The following is a 20,005-nucleotide window of genomic DNA, read 5'->3' as shown; positions in this document are numbered from 1 at the left end:
ACCGCAGGCTGGAGAAGTTCGTGCCGACTGGCAAGGTCAAGTGGTTCGACGCCGACAAGGGTTTCGGCTTCCTCGCCGCAGAGGGCGGTGAGGAGGTCTTCGTGCACGCCTCGGCGCTGCCGACGGGCACCGCGACCCTCTCGAAGGGCACCCGCGTGGAGTTCGGCGTGGTGCAGGGCAAGAACGGCAACCAGGCGCTGTCCGTGCGCCTGCTGGAGCCCGTGCACTCGGTGAGTCGCGCCACCCGCAAGAAGCCCGACGAGATGGTCCCGATCGTCGAGGACCTCATCAAGCTGCTCGACGGCGTCTCCGGCTCGTTGCGCCGCGGCCGCTACCCCGACGCCTCCGGCGCGCGCAAGACCGCCGCCGTGCTGCGGGCCGTCGCCGACGACCTGGAGGCGGGAGCGTGAGCGTGGACTCGGTCGAGGACGAGACGACCACTCAGGGCGGCACCCCGGGCGGCACCGCGGCCAAGCGCGTCCGCAAGCCGCGCAAGCCCACCCTGGACGCCGCCGCGGCCGGTGCGGTCGACCTGGCTCGCGCCGCGGCCGAGGAGGTCGCCGACGAGGGCACCGTCGGCGAGCACCTCGGCACCGTCCCCGAGGGCGACCGCATCGTCAGCCACACCTTCGCGTGCCTGCTGCCCGGCTACCGCGGCTGGCGCTGGACGGTCACCGTCACCCGCGCCTCCCGCGCCCGCAACGTCACCGTCAGCGAGGTCTGCCTCCTGCCCGGCGACGACGCGCTGCAGCCGCCCGTGTGGCTGCCCTGGGCCGAACGACTCGCGCCCGGCGACGTCGGACCGCAGGACACGCTGCCGCGCAAGGCGGACGACCCGCTGCTCGAACCGGGCTTCGAGGAGACGGGCGACGAGGACCTCGACCGCGTCGCCCTGCACGAGCTGGGCCTCGGCCGCGAGCGCGTGCTGTCCCCGCTGGGCCGCGACGAGGCCGCGACCCGCTGGTACGAGGGCGACCGCGGTCCGCGCACCGAGATCGCCGAGAACGCCAAGGGCCAGTGCTCCACGTGCGGGTTCTTCCTCGCGCTCGCGGGGTCGCTCCGGCAGGTGTTCGGCGCGTGCGCGAACGAGTGGTCCCCCGAGGACGGTCGCGTCGTGAGCGTCGACCACGGCTGCGGCGCGCACAGCGAGACCGACGTCGAGGTGACGCCGGACGAGCCGTCCGTGACGGTCGTCGACGACCTGTCCTCCGACGCCTTCGAGGTCGTCGAGACCGCGTCGCTGCTGGCCGACGACGCCCCGCCCGCCACCCCGTCGGCGCCGGAACCCGTTGCCGTCCAGGACGAGACCGAGGACGACGCGGTCGAGGCGACCAGCTGACCACGCCGGACCCCTTCGGGACCGGGGCGCTGCGCGACCGCGTCCTCGCGGCCTGGAACGCCTCCCCGGCCCGGCTGCGCGAGGACGCGAACGCCGAGGAGGACGCCGCCCTCGGCGCCTACCGCGACCGGCTCGTCGTCGAGCTGGCGCAGAACGCCGCCGACGCCGCGACCGCGGCGGGCGTCCCCGGCCGGGTGCTCCTGCGCCTCGTGGACGGTCCCGCGGGCGGGTCCGGCACGCTGCTGGCCGCCAACACCGGCGCCCCGCTGACCGCCGCCGGCGTCGAGGGCCTGTCGACCCTGCGGGCCAGCGCCAAGGCGGATGCCGACGGGAGCGGATCGGTCGGCCGCTTCGGCGTCGGGTTCGCCGCCGTCCTCGCCGTCACCGACGCCCCCGCCCTGCGCTCGCAGGACGGCGCGGTCCGCTTCTCCCGCACCGAGTCCGTCGACCTCGTGCGGCAGACGGGCAGCGCCGGCGCCGGCGCCGAGCTCGCCGCCCGCGACGGTCACGTCGCCGCGCTGCGCCTGCCCTTCCCGGCCCCCGACGCCGCCGCCGTCCCCACCGGTCACGACACGGTCGTCGAACTGCCGCTGCGCGACGACGCCGCCCGCGCCCTCGTGGAGTCGCAGCTCGACGAGCTCGCGGCCGGCGGGGGCGACGTGCTGCTGCTGGCCCTGCCGGGGTTGGCCGAGGTCGTCGTGGAACGCCCCGGCGCGTCCCCCGTGCGCATCGGCGACGTCACCGACCGCTGGCGGGTGCTGCGTCGCAGCGGCCGGTTCGACCCGGCCGACGTCGCCGACCGCGGCGTGGAGGACCGCCGCCGCCTGGGCTGGCAGCTGACGTGGGCGGTGCCCGTCGAGGGCTCCGGTGCGCGCGCGCCGGGCGTGCTGTGCAGTCCGACCCCGACCGACGAGGACCTGCCCTGGCAGGCGCTGCTCGTCGGCACGTTCCCCCTCGGCCCGGACCGGCGGCGGCTCGCCCCGGGCCGGGCGACGGACGTCCTGCTCGACGCGGCCGCGGAGGCCTACGGCGACCTGCTCGCCGGCGTCGCCGCGGACGGCGGCGACGCGCTGGAACTCGTCCCGTACGGCGCCGCCGCGGGCCGCGTGGACGCCGAGCTGCGTCGCCGGGTCCTGGACCGCGCGCGTGACGTGCCGCTGCTGCTGTGCGTGGAGCGCGTCGACGGTGCGCCCCTGCCGGTGCGGCCGTCGTCGGCCGTCGCCCTCACGGGGCCGGGTGCGGACGACCCGGTCCTGCTGGCGGCTCTCGCGCCGGCGCTCGCCGGTCTCGTCGCCGCGCCGCGCGGGGCGGACCGGCTGCTGACCGAGCTCGGCGTCGTGCGCATGGTCCTGTCCGAGGTGCTGGACGTCCTGCCCGGGCAGGACGCCGCGGCCAGCCGCGCGCTCTTCGCCGCGCTCGCCCCGCTGGCGGCGGCCGACCCCGTGGCCCGGGAGGCCATGAGCGGTCTGGCCGTGCCGCTGCTCGACGGCCGCCGCGTCCACGGTGCGCGAGGGCTCGTGCTCCTCGACGCCGCGCCCGACGGGGCGGACCCCCTCGCCCCGGACGCTGCAGAGGTGCTGGCGCAGCACGGGTTGCGGGTCGTGGACCCGGCCGTCGCCGACGGTCCCGCCCGCGACCTGCTCGTGCGGCTCGGCGCCCGGGAGGGCGGTCCGTGGGCCCTCCTCACCGACCCGGCCGTCCGCGCGGCGGTCGCCGCCTCCCCCGACGCCGAGGACCCGGACGCCGTCGCCGAGGCCGTCCTCGGCGTCGTCGAGGCCGTCGTCGGCGCCGACGCACCGGACCCGGCGACCGCCGACCGGGTGGCGCGGGACCTGCCGTGGCTGGCCGACCTCGCGCTGCCCGATGACGCCGACGACCTGGCGCCGGCGGGGTCCCTCGTCGTCCCCGGCACCCTCGCCGCGCGGGCCTACGACCCCGACGAGGTCGCCCCGGTGCACCCGGACCTGCTGCAGGAGTGGGGGCTCGACGTCCTGCGCGCGGTCGGTGTGCTCACCGGACCGGCGCTCGTCGCCCTGCCCGCGCTGGACCTCGCGGACCCCGCTGCCCTCGAGGAGGCCACCGACCGCGGGCTCGCGGACGTCGCGCAGTACGTCGAGGAGGTGTGGGCGGACGTGGTCGAGGGGGTCGACGAGGCCCTGGAGGGGACGACCGTCGAGGGCGTCGTGGCCGTGCGCGACCTCGACCTCGTCGCGGACGCGTGGCCCGACGTGCTCGACGCGCTGGCCCAGGACCCGGCGGGCACGCACGCCCTGACGGCGGACTGGGTCCTCGGCCCGCACCGCCGCCCGGGGCTCACCGCGTGGTGGCTGCGCCGGCACGGTCCGTGCGCAGACGTCGTCCGCGACCCGGCGGGCTCGGCCCCCACCTGGTTGCCGCCCGCCCCCGACTGGCTGGCTGCGCTGCCCGGCCCCGTCCGCCGCGCCCTCGGCGCCCTGGACGACCTCGCCACCGCGGGCACCCCCGACCTGGCCGGCCTGCTCCGGCGCACCGCCCGTGAGGTCGGCACCCCCGGCGGTCCCACGGCCGCCGACCTGCTCAGCCTGTGGAGCGCTCTGGCCCGCGCCGTGGACGAGGCCGCGGAGCTCGACGTCCCGCGGTTGGCCGCCCTCGGTGCGGACGGCTCGCCCGTCGTCGCGGAGACCGCCGACGTCGTGGTCCCCGACGACGCCGTGTGGGCGCAGCGGACCGACCTCGGTCCGCGCCTGCTCGTCCCGGCGGCGCACGCCGTCCGGGTGGCCGACCTGCTCGACCTGGACCTCGCCTCCGACCGTGCGGACGGCGAGCTCACCCACCCCGCGGGAACGGTCCGCGGGGTTCCCGCCACCGCCCACGCCCTCGTGCCGGGGCTCGCTCGGACGTGGACCGAGGTGGGCGAGCTGACCTGCGACGGCGTGTCCGTGGGCTACTGGGTACGGGACGGCGAGGTCCTGGCGACGTCGGTCGCTGGCGCGGCCGCGGGGCTCGCCGCGTCGGCGGGTGTCTGGTGGGCGCGGACGGCGCTGGCCGGGCTCCTCGGCGACGACGGTGACGTCGCGGCACGGGTGCTGGGGGAGGAACTGCCGGGACTGGGCTGACGCGCTCGCGTCGGCTGTCCCGGTGACGGTTCACCTCGGACGGGTCGTCCTCACGGCGGTGGCCTGGTGGTAGACCGCCTCCCACCCTTGCGCAGCGCGCCGCCACAGGGTCATCCGGTGGGACGTCCTCCCGCCCCGGCGCAGCTCGTAGGTGACCAGGAAGGTGTCCTGACCCAGAGCGCGGCAGTGGAAGTCGTCCGCCTGCCACGTCTGCAGCTCCCGCGCCGCGCGGCGGCGCGACAGCACGGCGACGACGGATCGTCGGTCGTGGCGCCGGCCGGTGGGTCCGACGGCGACGAAGTCGGCCGCCAGGTACGGGTGGGGGTCACCGGTCTCCGGTCTCGGTGTCGGGCGGTGCAGGAGCGGTTCGCGGGCCTGCAACTCGCGGAGCACCGGCACGACGTCGGGGTCCGTCGGCGGGGGCCACGTGCTGCCGTCCGTGGCACCGGCGGGTTCCTCGTCGTGCGGTTTCGACGGACTGGCGGCGGGCCGACCGCTGCCGCTCTCTGATCGTCCTGGCTCGCTGCGGCGGATCGTCTGCCCCAGCGGACCGGTGCCCTCAGCCGCCACCTCCCCGTCGGCGGCCACGGCCCGCCAGGAGGTGCGCTCGATCGTCCGCTCCGCGGTGACGTCCAGCCAGACCGCCGTCCACCACAGGCCCGCCGCCGTGGGGGCGAAGTGCTCGGTGCCGTCGGGTGTCCTGAGCATGACGGCGATGACGGTGGGGTCGGCGTGGCCGAAGAAGTGGGCGATGCCGCCGTCGGGGTGCCCGCTGGGCTCGAAGCGGTCCCAGGTGGCGGCGGCCCGCTGCGACGGCGCGGTCAAGGAGGCGGCGAACCAGCTGCGGCTGCGGGAGCTGCGGTGCCCGTAGGCGAGGTAGGTCCGGTCACGCCCCGGGGCGCGGAACGCGGTGGCGTGGGCGACCGGCGTGGGTTCGCCGGGGACGTGGGCGGCGAAGACCGCCCGCAACCCCTCGGGTGCGGGAGTGCGGGACCGCGGCACCTCGTCGTCCAAGGGGGCCCTGCGCCGGTGGGAGTTGACGACGGCGTCGAAGCAGGTGGTGGCCGCCCGTTCGGAGACCGTCGCGGGGTCCAGCAACCGGGGCACGGGCAGCTTCACCGGCTCGACGTCAGCCACGGGGTCAGCGCGAGCGACGCTCGCGACGGTGCACGTGGAAGAGCCCGATGAGCCCGAGCACGAGGCCGGCGATGCAGGAGCCGAGCCAGCGCCCCTCCCCCGTCGCCCGCACCTCCGGCACGACGAGCGCGACCACGAGCAGCAGCGCCCAGACGCCGAGTCCGACGAGGACGGCGCGGCGGTCGTCGGTCTTCATCGGCGGCGGGGGCGGTTTCGCCTTCGACGGCGGCAGGAACAGCGGCACCCGCCCAGTGTCCCCCACCGTCGGGTCTGCTGGGAGGTCTGCTGGGATGGGCGCATGGCCTCCTCCTCGCCCCAGCCCTTCCCCCCGCACACCGAGAACGCCCCCGGCCGCACCGCCCTGGTGACGGGCGCGAGCAGCGGCATCGGTGCCGCGACGGTGCGGGCGCTGGCCGCGGCGGGGTTCCGGACCATCGCGGCGGCCCGGCGGGTCGACCGGTTGCAGGCGCTGGCGCAGGAGGTGGGCGGCACGGCCGTCGCCCTCGACGTGACCGACCCGGAGTCGGTGGCCGCGATGGCGGCACAGGTCGGTGACGTCGACGTCGTCGTGCACTCCGCCGGCGGCGCCCTCGGCAGCGACCGGATCGAGGACGGCGACCCCGAGGGCTGGAAGGCGATGTACGACACCAACGTCGTCGGCGTCCTGCGTGTGCACCAGGCCCTGCTGCCCGGCATGCGCCGCGGGGGCAACGCCCACGTCGTCGTGATCGGTTCGATCGCCGGGTTCGAGGTGTACCCCGGCGGGGGCGGGTACACGGCCGTGAAGCACGGGGTGAACGCCCTCGTCCGGACGTTGCGGCAGGAACTCCTCGGCGAACCCGTCCGGGTCACCGAGATCGCGCCCGGCATGGTCGAGACGGAGTTCTCCCTGGTGCGGCTCGGTTCCCAGGAGGCGGCCGACAAGGTCTACGACGGCCTCACCCCGCTGAGCGCCGAGGACGTCGCGGACGTCATCGCGTTCGCGGTGACGCGCCCGCCGCACGTCGACCTCGACAAGGTCGTGCTCCGGCCGATCGCGCAGGCCGACGCGGCCCACGTGCACCGCGTCTGAAACCCGCCCCCGGGCGGGCGTAGGATCGCGGGCAGCGTTCCGCACCCCGGTCGCGTCCCACCGTCCCCGCCGGCGTCACCATCGCCCGCGCGGGACGGTCCCGCCGCACACCACCTCCCGGGGAGCCCGTCGTGACCGCACCCTCGCTGAACCCCCGCCTGTCCGGGGTCCGTTCCTCCCCCGTCCGCGACCTGCTCGCGCTCACGGGTGTCGAGGACGTCATCTCCTTCGCCGGGGGCCTGCCCGCACCGGAACTGTTCGACGTCGACGGTCTGCGCGCCGCCTACGACCGCGCCCTGTCCGGTCCGGCGGCGCGGCGGAACCTGCAGTACGCCGCGACGGAGGGCGACCCGCGGTTGCGCTCCCTCGTCGCGGACCGGCTCACGCGACGCGGCCTGCCGACGGACCCGGACGACCTGCTCGTCACCACGGGTTCCCAGCAGGCGCTGACGCTGCTGACGACGGCCCTGCTCTCCCCCGGCGACGTCGTCGCGGTGGAGGAACCCAGCTACCTCGCTGCGCTGCAGTCGTTCACGCTCGCGGGTGCGGAACTCGCGGGCGTCGCGAGCGACGACGACGGCGCCCTGCCCGAGGCCGTCGAGGAGGTGTTCCGCACCCGGCGGCCGGCGGTCCTCTACCTCGTCCCGAACTTCGCGAACCCGACGGGGCGCACCCTCACCCTCGAGCGCCGCGCCCGGATCGCCGAGCTCGCCGCCGAGCACGGCGTGTGGGTCGTCGAGGACGACCCCTACGGGGAACTGCGCTACACCGGCGCCCCGGTGCCGCCGCTGGCCGTGCAACCCGCTGCGGCGCAGAACGTCCTGCACCTCGGCAGCTTCTCCAAGATCGGCGCGCCGGGGTTGCGGCTCGGGTGGGCGCGGTTGCCGCGGGCCGTCCGGCCGGCGGTCGTCGTGGCCAAGCAGGCCGCGGACCTGCAGACGTCCACGGTCGACCAGGCCGCCGCGGCCGAGTACCTGGCCGCCACCGACCTCGACGCCCACGTGGCCGGGGTCGTCGCGGCGTACTCCGAGCGTCGCGACGCGATGCTCACGGCGCTGGAGGCCGCACTGCCCGTGGGGAGCACGTGGTCGCGCCCGGACGGCGGGATGTTCACGTGGGTCGACCTGCCGGGGCCGGTCGACACGGCGGAGTTCCTGCCGGCCGCACTGCGCCGAGGTGTCGCGTTCGTGCCCGGCGAGGCGTTCTTCGCCGGGGAGCCGGACCGTTCGACGTTGCGCCTGTCGTTCACGACGCACGCCCCCGACCGCATCGCCGAGGGGGTGTCCCGGCTCGGCCGCGCGCTACGGGCGTGAGAGCGCGATCGGGCCGGACGGCAGCCGGTGCGCCTCGACGGGGCGGCCGAACAACCACCCCTGGGCCCGGTCGCACCCCATGTCCCGCAGCATCTTCGCCTGCAGTTCCGTCTCCACGCCCTCGGCCGTGACGACCATGCCGTGGGCGTGCGCCAGGCTGATGAGCGCCCGGACGACGGCCTCGGCCCGGTCGGAGGAACCCAGGGGACGCACGAAGCTCATGTCGATCTTGAGGAAGCTCAGCGGGAACTTGTCGAGGTAGGACAGCGAGGAGTACCCCGTCCCGAAGTCGTCGAGGCCGACGCGGGCGCCGATGCTGCGCAGTTCCCCCAGGCTGGCGCGCGTCGACGTCGACAGGTCGATGAGCGTGCGTTCGGTGACCTCGGCGAGCAGGGAACTGCCGGAGGCGCCGGTGGACTCCACGCTGTGGGCGAGGCGGTGCGCGAACGCGGGGTGCTCGAGCGTCTTGCCGGAGACGTTGAAGGAGACCTGCAGTCCGACGCCGTCGCGCCGCCACTCGCGCAGCTGCCTCAGGACCTCGCCCAGGACCCACGTGTCGACGTCGACGATGAGCCCGGTGTCCTCGGCGGTGTCGACGAAGTGCTTGGGTTCCAGGATGCCCTCGACGGGGTCGTCGAGCCGGACGAGCGCCTCGGCGGCGACGAGTTCGGACGTGCGCAGGTCGACGATCGGCTGCCAGACGACGCGCAACCCGTCGGTGCGCAGCGCACGGCGGACGCGGTGCTCGGCGACGTGGCGGGCCTGCGCCTCCTCGCGCATGGCCGAGTCGTAGACGGCGACGCGGTCGCGCCCGCCGTCCTTGGCCCGGTACAGCGCCATGTCGGCGCTGCGGAACAGGTCGTCGGCCGTCCCGTCGTGGCCGATCGCGATGCCCGCGCTGGACGTGCAGACGAACGGCTCGGGCAGACCGGGCAGGAGCATCGGCGCCCGCAGGCGCCGCAGGACGTCGCGCGCCATGATCGAGGCGGCCTCGACCCGGCTGACACCCGGGACCATGACGACGAACTCGTCGCCACCGAGACGGGCCAGGACCGCACCGGGCGGGGCGGCGTCCTCCAGGCGGACGGCGACCTGGCGCAGCAACGCGTCGCCGATCTGGTGCCCCAGGGTGTCGTTGACGAGCTTGAACCGGTCGAGGTCCAGCAGCACGAGGGCCACGGCGTCCTGCGGTGTCGCCCGATCGAGGGCCTCGGCGAGGCGGACGTCGAGCACGGAGCGGTTGGCCAACCCGGTGAGGGAGTCGCACTGGGCGAGGCGGACGAGTTCACCGGTCGACTTCTCCCCCGCGGAGACGTCCATGACGAGGCCCTGCACGACGCTGGAACTCGTGGTCGCCAGCGGCACGCTCATGCCGAGGAAGGTGCGCTCGGTGCCGTCGGCGGAGGTCACCCGGAACGGGTAGGGCGCGGAGGTCCCGGCGTGGGCGGCGGGGTCCTCGACGCCGGTGAAGGGCCCGCGGTCGTCGGGGTGGATGCGCGAGCGCCACGTCTCCAGGTCCGGGTCGGGCTCGGCGCCGGACAGGCCGAGCATCTCCCGCAGGCGGTCGTCCAGGGTCACGACACCGCTGGCGGGGTTCCACGACCAGGACCCCAGGCCGGCGAGGCGCAGCGCCCCGGACAGCAGCAGCCGCGCGCCCGCGGACTCCCGGTCGGCACGGGCGGCGTCGGCCGTCGCGACGAGCGCGCGCCAGGCGGCGCCGGCCGAGGCCGTCAGGACCTCCAGCCGCGGGAAGCGGGTACCGCCGGCCCCTTCGCCGCCGCCCCAGACCGCGAGCCGCGGGGCCCGGGGGTGGCCCGGGACGAGCTCCACGACGGCGGACGGGCACATGCGCGTGAGGTCGGCCCCGGCCAGCCGCGACCCCGGGACCAGCAGCAGGTCGCCCTGGGCGGCGATCACCTCCAGCTCGCGGTGGCGGGACCGGGCGACGGTCTCCAGCAGCAGGACGCGGGCGTAGCCGGCCTCGTGCACCTCGGCGACGAGCTCCTCGGCGAGCGCGGCGACGTCCGAGCACTCCGTGAAGCGCCGTTGTGCCCGCAGCACGGCCGCCCCCAGGTCCGCCGGGGGAACGGCGACGGCGGGACCGGACAGGTCGACGCCGAGGCGCGCGTCCTCCACGTCCCGCGCAGGGTCCTCGGCGACGGCCGCGGCCGCGCGCTCGCGGGCCCGTCGTGCACGCAGGGTGGCCGCCGACGCTGGCAATCCGCTCACTTCCCGGTTCCACCCTCCGCCGTGCGGGCCGACAGCCCGACCGTCACTACGCAACGTGACTGACTCTAACGCCGAGTGCACAACTTCGGTACCTCGACCGGCGTTCCACCAGATCGTTCGCAGTAGTAATTAGCGAGAGCAAGGACTATGGTGTCCCCATGCCACCATCTCCCTCCCCCGACACCCGGGGCGCGGGCTCCGTGCGCACCACCGACCGCCCGGGCGACGACCACGAAACCCCCGGCGCCCCCCTGGACCGCCTCGCCGTCGACCTGCGGGTGTCCCTGTTGCGCACCGCCCGGCGGCTGCGGGCCCAGAAGAGCGTCGACGACCTCACCGACGGCCAGTTCTCCGTGCTCGCCCAGCTCGTCAACGGCGGGCCGCGCACCCCCGGTGAGCTCGCGGACGCCGAGCACGTGCGGCCCCCGTCGATGACGCGGACCATCGCCGCCCTCGCCGACGCGGGGCTCGTCTCGCGCACCGACCACCCGGTCGACGGCCGTCAGGTCCTCGTCGCCGTCACCGACGCCGGCCGCGACGTCGTCCTGGAGACCAGGGCCCGCCGCGCCGCGTGGCTGAGCCGCCGCCTGGAGGACCTCAGCCCCGCCGAGCGCGCCACCCTGGCCGAGGCCGCCGCCATCCTCACGCGGGTGATCAGCGAGTGAACCAGACCTTCCGCTCGCTGCGGCACCGCGACTACCGGCTCTGGGCCGGCGGCGCGATCGTCTCCAACACCGGCACGTGGATGCAGCGCGTGGCCCAGGACTGGCTCGTCATCCAGGTCCTCACCCACGGCTCCGGCACCGCCGGCGGGATCACCACGGGCCTGCAGTTCGGTCCGATCCTGCTGCTCGCCCCCGTCGCGGGCACGATCGCCGACCGCTTCGACCAGCGCCGCACGCTCATGGTCACCCAGGCCGTCATGGGGTTCCTCGGGCTCGTCCTGGGCGTCCTCGTCGTGAGCGGGACCGCCCAGTTGTGGCACGTCTACGTGCTCGCCGTCCTGCTCGGGTCGGCCTCCGCCATCGACGGTCCCGTCCGGCAGACGTTCGTCGGGCAGTTGGTGCCCCGCGAGGACCTGCCCAACGCCATCGGACTGAACTCGGCGTCCTTCAACTCCGCCCGGCTCATCGGCCCGGCCCTGGCCGGCGTCCTCATCGCCTGGGTCGGCACGGGCCCGGTCTTCCTCATCAACGCCGCCTCGTTCGTCGCGCCGCTGGTGATGCTGCACCTCATGCGGCCGGCGCAGCGCGCGCCGCGGGTGAAGCCGGCGAAGGGCAGCGGCGGCATGCGGGAGGGTCTGGACTACGTCCGGGCCCGGCCGGACCTGCTCGCGATCTTCGTCCTCGTCGGGGTCATCGGGACGTTCGGGCTGAACTTCCAGCTCACCAGCGCGCTCATGACGAGCGTGAAGTTCGGGACCGACTCCGCCGGGTTCGGCCTCGCCGGCACCGTGCTGGCCGTCGGGTCCCTCGCCGGCGCCCTCGTGGCCGCGCGCCGGGAACGGCCCCGGTACCGGCTCGTCGTCGGTGCCGCCGTGGCCTTCGGGGTGCTGACCTCGGTCGCGGCCCTGATGCCCACGTACGCGCTCTACCTCGTGGTCCTGCCGTTCATGGGCCTGGCGTCGCTGACGCTCATGACGGCCGCGAACGCGACGGTCCAGATGAGCACCGAACCCGCCATGCGCGGCCGGGTGATGGCGATGTACATGTCGCTCATGCAGGGCGGCACCGTCGTCGGCGGGCCGTTCGTCGGGTGGATGGGCACCCGGTTCGGCCCGGAGTGGTCGATCCTCGTCGGCTCGATCCCCTCGGCCGTGGTCGGGGTGCTCGTCGGGGTGTACTTCCTGCGCCGGGCGCGGGTCCGGGTCACCTGCTCGTGGAAGCAGTCCCCACACGTTCGGCTCGTCCCCGTCCGCGACGACGAACGGGACGCCGCCGCGGCGTGAACCGCCTCGGGCGGGGCGGAGAATGGGACCCGTGCCCACCGACCTGACCACCGCCCTGGCCGACGTCCGGACCCTGCTGCTGGACACCCCGCACCTGGCCCGGGGCGTGGCGGCGGGACGGCGCAAGGGCCTCGAACCCCCTGCGGCCGAGCGGGTCGAGGTGCGCCCCGTGCAGCTCAAGGCCGGTCCGCACCTGCAGTTCACCGCCCGCACCGGGCCGGTCGTCTCGACCCGCAACGTCCCCGTGGGCGAGGCCGCCGCGGCCGTCGACGACCTCCTCGCGCAGCCCTACGGCAACCTGCACGTGGAGACGGCGACGGAGGTCGTCCAGGTCCGCGTGACGAAGAAGGGCGACGCCCAGGTCCACCGCGCCGCCGCCGCGCACGCGGCGGGACCGGCCGGTCACGACAAGGCGAAGAACCGGCTCGTCGACCCCGACGACCCGCTGTTCCGCGTCCTGGGCGCCGGGGGCGACAAGCGGCGCCAGGTGGAGGCGTTCGTCCGCCAGCTCGCTCCGCTCGCGCCGACCGTGCTGTCCCGACCCGGCGACCGGGTGCGGGCCGTGGACCTCGGGTGCGGGAACGCCTACCTGACCTTCGCGGCGCACCGGTGGCTCGGCGACGCGGCCCGCGCCGAGGGCAAGGTCCTGACGACCGTCGGGGTGGACGTGCGCGAGGACGTGGTGGCGACCGGTCGCCGCGCGGCGGCCGAGGCGGGCCTGCCGGGCCTCGAGTTCGCGGTCGGCTCCATCGCCGACGCAGACCCGTACGCCGACGGAGGGCCCGACGTCGGGCCAGACGTGGTCATGGCCCTGCACGCCTGCGACACCGCGACCGACGAGGCGCTCGCTCGGGCCGTGCGGTGGGGCGCGCCCCTCGTCCTGGCTGCACCGTGCTGCCACCGCGACGTCCAGCGGCAGCTGCACGGGAACCGCACCCCGCTCGTCCGGCACGCGATCCTGCGCGAGCGGTTCGCCGACGTCCTCACCGACACCCTGCGCTCGCTCGTGCTGCAGCTGCTCGGCTACCGCGTCGAGGTCGTCGAGTTCATCGACTCCGCCCACACCCCGCGCAACGCGATGATCCGCGCGGTCCGGACCGGTTCGGGGCCCCGCCCCGCCGCCCGCGCCGAACTGCTGGCCGAGTTCGACGACCTCACGCGGACGTGGGTCGTCTCACCGGCGCTGGCCCGGATGCTGGAACCGGAGCTCGCGGCCGTGCGCGCGGGGGTTCAGGCCGCGCTGTAGGTCAGGCACTCGGTCCCGCCGCCGGCCGACGTCCCGACCTCGATCGTCGAGGCCGTGCACGTGAGGTCGGCGTTGTGCGAGCAGTCGGAGAGCTGGCACGCGCCCACGTGGCCGTCGTTCGTCGGGGAGTGCTTCGTCGGGATCCCGAGGAACGTCGCGCAGTGGTTCGCGCCGTGGTCTCCGACGGTGATGGCCGGGGCGTGGCAGGACGCCGAGGCGTTGAACGTGCAGCCGTCGGCGGAGCACTGGTGGATGGGGGTCAGGTCCAGGTTCACGGTCGCCATGGTTCGAAAGTAACCACGGAATTCCTCCGCGGCTAGCCAGGAATGCCTTTCCTGGCCGCCGGGACAAATGCAGGTCAGGCTTTCCTCAGTCGTTCCGCGACGTGGTCGACGCACGCGGTCAGGGCCCGCACGTCGTCGGGCTCGACGGCCGGGAACAGCCCGATCCGCAACTGGTTGCGCCCCAGGCTGCGGTACGGGAAGACGTCGACGATCCCGTTGTCCCGCAGCACGTCCTGCACCGCGCCGGCGTCCACGGAGGCGTCGAGGTCGATCGTCGCGACGACCTGGGACCGGGCCGCGGGCTCGCCGACGAACGGGCTGGCCCACTCCCGCTGCTGCGCCCACTCGTAGACGTGCGCGGAACTCTCGGCCGTGCGCCGGACGGCCCAGTCCAGACCGCCCTGGGCCAGCATCCACTCGACCTGCTCGGCCAGCAGCACCAGCGTCGCGACGGCCGGGGTGTTGTAGGTCTGGTTCTTGCGCGAGTTCTCGACGGCGATCTGCAGGTCGAGCGAGGCGGGCGTCCAGCGACCCGTCGCCCCCACCTCCCGCACGCGGTCGAGGGCGGCCGGCGACAGCACCGCGAGCCACAGGCCCCCGTCGGAGGCGAACGCCTTCTGCGGCGCGAAGTAGTAGGCGTCGGTCTGGGCCACGTCGACGGGTAGCCCGCCCGCGCCGGAGGTCGCGTCGACGACGACGAGCGGACCGCCCTGCTCGGCGGTGGGCCCCGCGGGCCGCACGACGGGGGCCATGACGCCGGTCGAGGTCTCGTTGTGCGGCCAGGCGACGACGTCGACGCCGTCGGCGACCTCACCCAGCCGCGGCAGCGTCCCGGGCTCCCCGCGCACCACGACGGGATCGGCGAGGAACGGCGCGGCGGCGGTGGCGGCGGCGAACTTGGCCGAGAACTCCCCCAGGACGAGGTGCTGGGCGCGCTCGCGGACCAGGCCCAGCGTGGCGACGTCCCAGAACGCCGTGCTGCCGCCGTTGCCGAGGACGACCTCGTAGCCCTCGGGCAGGGAGAACAGCTCGGCGATCCCGGCGCGCACACGGCCGACGAGCGACTTCACGGGCGCCTGGCGGTGCGAGGTGCCCAGCACGGTGCGGCCGGCCGCCGTCAGGGCCTCGAGCTGCTCGGCCCGGACCTTCGAGGGGCCGGACCCGAAGCGACCGTCGGACGGCAGCAGCTCGGTGGGGATGCGCAGACCGGTGGCGGGAGCAGTCACGGGTCGCATCCTGCCGCACCCGGGGAGCCCCACCGCACCCATGATGGGTCCGTGACCACCGATGACGCTGCCGACCTCGAGCGCTTCGTGACCGCCTCCGCCGACACCCACGACCAGGCTCTCGCCGAGCTGCGCACGGGCCGCAAGACGTCGCACTGGATGTGGTGGGAGTTCCCGCAGCTGCTGCTCGGCAGTTCCCCCACCTCGGTCGCCTACGCGGTGCACGGCCTGGCCGAGGCGCGCGCGTACCTGGCCCACCCCGTCCTGGCCCGGCACTGGCGGGAGAACTGCGAGGCCCTGCTCGACCAGCCGTCCCGCGACGCGCAGGCGGTGTTCGGCGGGATCGACGCGGCCAAGCTGCGCAGCTCGGCGACGCTGTTCGCGGCCGCGGGCGACGGGCTCGCCCAGCAGGTCCTGCGGGAGTTCTTCGACGGCCGCCCCGACCGCGCGACGACGGACCTGCTGGACGGGACGGCGGGCTAGCCCGGGGCAGGTCCCGAGCCCGCGGTCACCGCCGAGCGGCGTAGCCGGCCTCTCCGGGAACGGTCCCGTCGACGTCCCACAGGTCCAGCCACGACCCGGCGCCGGGCCAGAGGAACACCTGGCCCTTGATGAGCCGGTTGTTGCGCTCGACGGAGCGCATCGCCTCGACCTCCGACGGCGTCAGGGGGTCGGAGGCGACCGCCCGCAGGTTGGCGGCGTACTGCGACGGCTTCACCGAGAACGGGATCGGCACCTGCCCGTTGGCGACGGCCCACTTCAGGCACACCAGCGCCGGGTGCACGCCGTGCGCCTCCGCGATGGCCCTGACCACGGGGGACTCGGCGTCGACCAGGTCGTCGGCGGTCCGGTCGCGCTCGGGGCGCGACGGAGACCCCAGCGGGGAGTACCCGACCGGCTGGATCGCCTGGTCGAGGCAGTACTGCACGAGCCGCCCCTGCTGCAGGGTGGGGTGCAGTTCCATCTCGTTGAGGCTGGGCAGGACGCGCGCGTCGCGCAGCAGCAGGTCGAGCTTGGGGACGGTCGAGTTGGAGGTGCCCAGGTGGCGCACGAGGCCGCGGTCGACGAGACCCTCGAGCGCCCGCCACAGCGCCAGGTAGGCGTCGTGGTCGTAGGGACGCGCGTGGGGGTCGCGATCGGCCACGTCGGCGTGCGGAGCGTGGTGGTTGGGGAAGGGCCAGTGGACGAAGACGGCGTCGAGGTGGTCCAGCCGGAGGTCCCGCAGGGACCTCTCCACCGACGCGACCGCGGCCTCCGGCGCGTGGGAGTCGTTCCAGACCTTGCTCATGACGAAGACCTCGTCGCGGCGCAGGCCCGTCCCCGGTCCGACCGAGGCTTCGAGGGCCTCGCCGATGGCGCTCTCGTTGCCGTAGACGGCGGCGCAGTCGACGAGCCGGTAGCCCACCTGCAGCGCGCCGCGGACGGCGGCGGCGATCTCCGCCGGACCGTAGCGGTCGGACCCGAACGTGCCGATGCCGATGCCGGGGACGGTGGAGCCGTCGCGCAGGACGCGCTGCGGCACCGAGGCCGGGTCCACGGGCTCGACCTCGACGCCGTCGACGGTCACGGTGGTGGGGCGGGGGGCGGTTCCGGTGCTCACGTGGCCTCCTGGGGAGCCGACGACGACGGCGGTGTCGGCGTGGTCAGTCGTGACGACGACGCGCACCCGCACAGGGCGCGTATCGTTTTGCTGAGACGGTAGAACGCACCGGCCAGCAACGTCAACACGCTCGTCGCGGGCAGGTCGCACCGTCCTTGACCGGCAGCTCGGCACACTCTAGGGTCCCGGCTACCTAATCGTTTCGCCCCGCTCGGTCCGGGGCTGACCGGCTCACGACGTCGTGGAGGTCCTTCGTGCTGGCTGCGTTCCTGCCCGGTGGCAGCAAGGTCGACCTGGAGGAGGTGCCCGACCCGACTCCCGGCCCGGGTCAGGTGCTGCTGGCCACCAAGGCGTCCACCATCTGCGGCTCGGACCTGAGGGCGATCTACCGCGAGCACCTGGGCGAGGGCCCCGAGGCCTACCAGGGCGTGGTCGGGGGCCACGAACCCGCTGGTCAGGTGGTGGCGGTCGGCGACGGGGTCGGGCGCATCCGGGTGGGAGACCGCGTGGTCGTCTACCACATCTCCGGCTGCGGCCAGTGCGACGAGTGCCGCCGCGGGTACCAGATCAGCTGCACCGCAACCGCACGGGCCGCCTACGGCTGGCAGCGGGACGGCGGCCACGCCGACCTGCTGCTCACCGAGGAGCGCGACCTCCTGGTGCTGCCGGAGTCCCTGACCTACCTGGACGGCGCCGTCGTCGCGTGCGGCTTCGGCACCGCCTACGAGGCGCTGTGCCGGGTGGGGGTGTCCGGACGCGACCGAGTGCTCGTCACCGGCCTGGGCCCCGTCGGCTCTGCCGTCGGGCTCCTGGCCAAGGAGATGGGCGCACCACTCGTCGTCGGCACCGACCCCTCCCCCGCCCGCCGGGAGCTGGCGCTGCAGCTCGGTGCCGTCGACCACGCGGTCGCCGGCACCGACGAGGAGCTGGACGCCCTGCTCGGCGACGGCGCCGAGGTCGCCGTCGACTGCTCCGGCAACGGCCGGGGCCAGCTGACCGCGCTGCGCCACACCCGGCGCTGGGGCCGGGCCGCACTGGTGGGCGAGGGCGGCCGGCTCAGCGTGGACGTGTCGGAGGTGCTCATCCACCGTCAGCTGACGGTCCACGGCTCCTGGGTCACCTCGACCGTGCGGATGGCGGAGCTGCTGACCAACCTCGACCGCTGGGACCTGCACCCCGAGCGTCTCGTCACCGACACCTTCCCGCTCTCGCAGGCCGCGGAGGCCTACCAGACCGCCGATGCCGCCCAGGGCGGCAAGGTCGGCATCGTCTGGCCCGCCTGACCGCGGGCCGACCCCGCACACGACCCCGCCGCGCTCCCGACCCGAGAGGACCTGCCCGTGCTCAAGCACGCCCTCACCCACCCGCCGCTGGTCGCCGCCCTGGCCGCCACCGGCCACGGCTCCAAGGTGCTCATCGCCGACGGCAACTTCCCCTTCGCCACGGTGCGTCCCCCGGGCAGCGACCTCGTCTGGCTGAACATCGCACCCGGACTGCCGACGATCTCCGACCTGCTGCCACTGGTCCTCACCGCGGTGAACGTCGAGGAGGCGGCGTCGATGGCCTCCCCCGACGGCAGCCCGGTGGCCGCCCACGACGCCCACCGCGCCCAACTCGGTCCGCACGTGCCGTTCTCGCTGCTGGAACGGTTCCCCTTCTACGACGCCATCCGCAGCGCCGACGTCGGCCTGGTCATCGCCACCGGCGACGAACGACCGTGCTCGAACCTCCTGGTCACCATCGGGATGCGCTGAGTCCTTCCCGGACGCACGAACGCACGACCGGGCGGCTACCCGACCGCTCCGGTCGGGCCGTCGTCCCGTCCCGGGGCACCGGCCGACCCAGCGCCTCCGTGCGGACAGGGTGGCGCTGCCGACCGACCGCACCGCCGCCACGGCTGAGCCGTCTCCCACGGCGTGCACCGGGCCTCGCGTCGGGAGGCGGGCTCGCGCTGGACTGCGTTCCCGCCGACTCCGCGACGTCGCCCCCAACGCCCCGGGACGAGCCGCGTCCCGTGGGACCGCATTGACGACGCTGAGAAACGATTCTTGACACCGGAACCACGCGGACACTCCCGTGACGCAGAGGATCACGTCCGGATGTCGGGCGGTTCCAACTCTTGACAGGCGTATCGTTTCGCGAGGACTCTTCTCCCGTCGGACACGGTGCAGGCGCAGGAGCCTGATCAGCCTCGCCGACGGGTCCACATCGCCCGACTCAGACACGATGACGTCGTCACGGAGGCTTCGATGGCACCTCACTTGTCCCGCCGCCAGCTCCTCGGCCTGGGCGGCGGCGCCGCTGCCGCACTGGCCCTCTCCGCCTGCGGGAACTCCGGCTCCAGTGGTGGCGGGGGCGCTGACTCGAAGAGCTTCAGCTGGTTCATGTGGTCCGGCTCGAACTCCGAGGTCGACGCGTGGAAGCACGTCGCCCAGACCGCCGGGAAGGCCACCGGCACCACCATCAGCTTCCAGACGGCCGCGTTCAACGACTACTGGACCAAGCTGACGTCGCAGGCGGCGAGCGGTTCGACCGCCGACCTCCTCGCGCTGCAGGCCCAGCGCGCCCCGCAGTTCAAGGACCTGTTCGTGGACCTGTCCCCGAAGCTGTCGGCGATGGGGGTCACCGAGTCCGACTTCGACACGAACATGCTCAACTCGCTGAAGATCGACGGCAAGCTGCTCGCGCTGCCGTACGACTTCGGTCCACTGGTCGTCTTCTACAACAAGACGGCCTTCCAGAAGGCGGGCATCACGCTGCCGACGGTGGGGTGGACGCAGGACCAGTTCCTCGACGCGGCCAAGAAGCTCACCGACGGCAACACCTACGGGTTCTACGCCCAGGCCGTGATCGACTCGGTCATCCCGTGGGCGGAGAGCCAGCACGGCGTCCAGGCCGTCGACTCCAGCGGCAAGCTCATCCTCGACAGCTCCCAGTGGGCCGACACGCTGTCCTGGTACCAGAAGCTCATCACCGAGCAGAAGGTCGCCCAGCAACTGCCCGCCGCCAACTCCACCGCGTCGAACACCAACCAGTTCCTGGCCGGCAACGCGGCCATGTACATCGACGGCCCGTGGAGCCTCATCAACGCGAAGGCGACGGCGAAGTTCGAGGTCGGCATCGCTCCGGTGCCGGTCGGCGGCAGCGGGTCCAAGACGGTCACCGCGGGTTCCGGCTTCGGCGTCGCGAAGTCGGTGGAGAACCAGGAGCTGGCGGCCAAGGCCGTCGCCGCCCTGGTGAACCCCGACAACGAGGCCTACCTGGGCCAGCAGGGCCGTGCCTTCCCGGCACGCACCGCCCAGCAGGACTCCTGGTACAGCAACAACGGCCTGAGCGACGCCAAGACCGTCATGGACTACTCCATCCAGAACTCGGAGTCCTACCGGACCACCGCGAGCTGGACCCAGGTCAACAACACCTTCAGCAAGTACGCCGTCCCGGCCTTCAACGGCAGCGGTTCCATCGACGACCTGGTCACCCAGACCACGGCCCAGTCCAAGGCGAGCAGCTGAGTCA

General features: G+C 74.5%; 18 protein-coding genes. 12 read left to right on the top strand and 6 right to left on the bottom strand.

Annotated elements, in window-relative coordinates; translation table 11 throughout:
* Positions 1–20 precede the first annotated feature (20 nt).
* The 3 genes from ACFEMC_RS05480 to ACFEMC_RS05470 are packed head-to-tail and all read left to right on the top strand — an operon-like array spanning position 21 to position 4,434.
* The gene (locus ACFEMC_RS05480) at positions 21–410 is read left to right on the top strand and encodes a cold-shock protein (RefSeq protein ID WP_367638928.1); all 390 of its coding nucleotides are present in this window, start codon (positions 21–23) and stop codon (positions 408–410) included.
* A complete protein-coding gene (locus ACFEMC_RS05475; protein WP_380174326.1) occupies positions 407–1,339 on the top strand; it encodes a DUF3027 domain-containing protein in 933 nt (310 codons plus the stop codon). The genes ACFEMC_RS05480 and ACFEMC_RS05475 overlap by 4 nt, the downstream gene beginning before the upstream one ends.
* Complete coding sequence (locus tag ACFEMC_RS05470; RefSeq protein ID WP_380176616.1) at positions 1,336–4,434, top strand: sacsin N-terminal ATP-binding-like domain-containing protein; 3,099 nt, start codon at positions 1,336–1,338, stop codon at positions 4,432–4,434. Before ACFEMC_RS05475 ends, ACFEMC_RS05470 begins: the two co-directional genes overlap by 4 nt.
* A gap of 30 nt (positions 4,435–4,464) precedes the next feature.
* Here ACFEMC_RS05470 and ACFEMC_RS05465 read toward each other — a convergent pair whose 3' ends face one another.
* Both ACFEMC_RS05465 and ACFEMC_RS05460 read right to left on the bottom strand, forming a co-directional pair.
* Positions 4,465–5,571 carry a DUF4440 domain-containing protein gene (locus ACFEMC_RS05465; protein ID WP_380174324.1) on the bottom strand — a complete coding sequence of 369 codons (1,107 nt, stop codon included), beginning with the start codon at positions 5,569–5,571 and terminating at the stop codon, positions 4,465–4,467.
* A 4-nt stretch (positions 5,572–5,575) separates the two neighbouring features.
* Positions 5,576–5,815 (bottom strand): DUF2530 domain-containing protein, encoded by a 240-nt coding sequence (locus ACFEMC_RS05460; protein WP_380174322.1) that lies wholly within the window; start codon positions 5,813–5,815, stop codon positions 5,576–5,578.
* A 54-nt stretch (positions 5,816–5,869) separates the two neighbouring features.
* On the opposite strand from ACFEMC_RS05460, the gene ACFEMC_RS05455 reads away from it, so the two are divergent.
* Both ACFEMC_RS05455 and ACFEMC_RS05450 read left to right on the top strand, forming a co-directional pair.
* On the top strand, positions 5,870–6,643 hold the full coding sequence (locus ACFEMC_RS05455; RefSeq protein WP_380174320.1) for an SDR family NAD(P)-dependent oxidoreductase: 774 nt from the start codon (positions 5,870–5,872) through the stop codon (positions 6,641–6,643).
* A gap of 131 nt (positions 6,644–6,774) precedes the next feature.
* Positions 6,775–7,956, top strand: a complete 1,182-nt coding sequence (locus ACFEMC_RS05450; RefSeq protein WP_380174318.1) for a PLP-dependent aminotransferase family protein — start codon at positions 6,775–6,777, stop codon at positions 7,954–7,956.
* On the opposite strand, the gene ACFEMC_RS05445 is transcribed toward ACFEMC_RS05450, so the two are convergent.
* Complete coding sequence (locus ACFEMC_RS05445; RefSeq protein WP_380174316.1) at positions 7,945–10,185, bottom strand: putative bifunctional diguanylate cyclase/phosphodiesterase; 2,241 nt, start codon at positions 10,183–10,185, stop codon at positions 7,945–7,947. The two genes, ACFEMC_RS05450 and ACFEMC_RS05445, sit on opposite strands and share 12 nt — an antisense overlap.
* Before the next feature lie 158 nt (positions 10,186–10,343).
* Between ACFEMC_RS05445 and ACFEMC_RS05440 the strand changes: the two genes are divergently transcribed.
* The 3 genes from ACFEMC_RS05440 to ACFEMC_RS05430 are packed head-to-tail and all read left to right on the top strand — an operon-like array spanning position 10,344 to position 13,379.
* A complete protein-coding gene (locus ACFEMC_RS05440) occupies positions 10,344–10,850 on the top strand; it encodes a MarR family winged helix-turn-helix transcriptional regulator (protein WP_380174314.1) in 507 nt (168 codons plus the stop codon).
* Positions 10,847–12,133, top strand: coding sequence for an MFS transporter (locus ACFEMC_RS05435; RefSeq protein ID WP_380174313.1), 1,287 nt, complete (start codon positions 10,847–10,849; stop codon positions 12,131–12,133). Before ACFEMC_RS05440 ends, ACFEMC_RS05435 begins: the two co-directional genes overlap by 4 nt.
* A 22-nt stretch (positions 12,134–12,155) precedes the next feature.
* Positions 12,156–13,379 (top strand): class I SAM-dependent methyltransferase, encoded by a 1,224-nt coding sequence (locus ACFEMC_RS05430; RefSeq protein WP_380174312.1) that lies wholly within the window; start codon positions 12,156–12,158, stop codon positions 13,377–13,379.
* Here the strand turns inward: ACFEMC_RS05430 and ACFEMC_RS05425 are convergent.
* Together ACFEMC_RS05425 and serC are read right to left on the bottom strand one after the other, a co-directional pair.
* Positions 13,364–13,663 carry a DUF1540 domain-containing protein gene (locus ACFEMC_RS05425; protein ID WP_380174311.1) on the bottom strand — a complete coding sequence of 100 codons (300 nt, stop codon included), beginning with the start codon at positions 13,661–13,663 and terminating at the stop codon, positions 13,364–13,366. The two genes, ACFEMC_RS05430 and ACFEMC_RS05425, sit on opposite strands and share 16 nt — an antisense overlap.
* A gap of 74 nt (positions 13,664–13,737) precedes the next feature.
* A complete protein-coding gene (gene serC, locus ACFEMC_RS05420) occupies positions 13,738–14,898 on the bottom strand; it encodes a phosphoserine transaminase (protein ID WP_380174310.1) in 1,161 nt (386 codons plus the stop codon).
* Positions 14,899–14,940: 42 nt separating this feature from the next.
* Here serC and ACFEMC_RS05415 point away from each other — a divergent pair, with 42 nt between their 5' ends.
* Entirely contained in the window at positions 14,941–15,372 is a 432-nt protein-coding gene (locus tag ACFEMC_RS05415) for a DUF1810 domain-containing protein (RefSeq protein ID WP_380174309.1), read from the top strand.
* Positions 15,373–15,397: 25 nt separating this feature from the next.
* Here the strand turns inward: ACFEMC_RS05415 and ACFEMC_RS05410 are convergent, their stop codons facing one another.
* Entirely contained in the window at positions 15,398–16,456 is a 1,059-nt protein-coding gene (locus ACFEMC_RS05410; RefSeq protein WP_380176614.1) for an aldo/keto reductase, read from the bottom strand.
* Between the two features lie 287 nt (positions 16,457–16,743).
* Here ACFEMC_RS05410 and ACFEMC_RS05405 point away from each other — a divergent pair, with 287 nt between their 5' ends.
* The 3 genes from ACFEMC_RS05405 to ACFEMC_RS05395 all read left to right on the top strand — a co-directional run bounded on the left by ACFEMC_RS05405 (position 16,744) and on the right by ACFEMC_RS05395 (position 20,001).
* Positions 16,744–17,772 (top strand): zinc-binding dehydrogenase, encoded by a 1,029-nt coding sequence (locus ACFEMC_RS05405; protein WP_380174308.1) that lies wholly within the window; start codon positions 16,744–16,746, stop codon positions 17,770–17,772.
* Between the two features lie 57 nt (positions 17,773–17,829).
* Complete coding sequence (locus tag ACFEMC_RS05400; RefSeq protein ID WP_380174307.1) at positions 17,830–18,243, top strand: RbsD/FucU domain-containing protein; 414 nt, start codon at positions 17,830–17,832, stop codon at positions 18,241–18,243.
* Positions 18,244–18,738: 495 nt separating this feature from the next.
* Positions 18,739–20,001, top strand: a complete 1,263-nt coding sequence (locus ACFEMC_RS05395) for an ABC transporter substrate-binding protein (protein WP_380174306.1) — start codon at positions 18,739–18,741, stop codon at positions 19,999–20,001.
* Positions 20,002–20,005: the final 4 nt, after the last annotated feature.

This window comes from Kineococcus sp. DHX-1, from assembly GCF_042473625.1.
Taxonomy (GTDB): Bacteria; Actinomycetota; Actinomycetes; order Actinomycetales; family Kineococcaceae; genus Kineococcus.
Note: the sequence above shows the minus strand (reverse complement) of the source record. Positions and strands in the feature narration are given on the sequence as shown.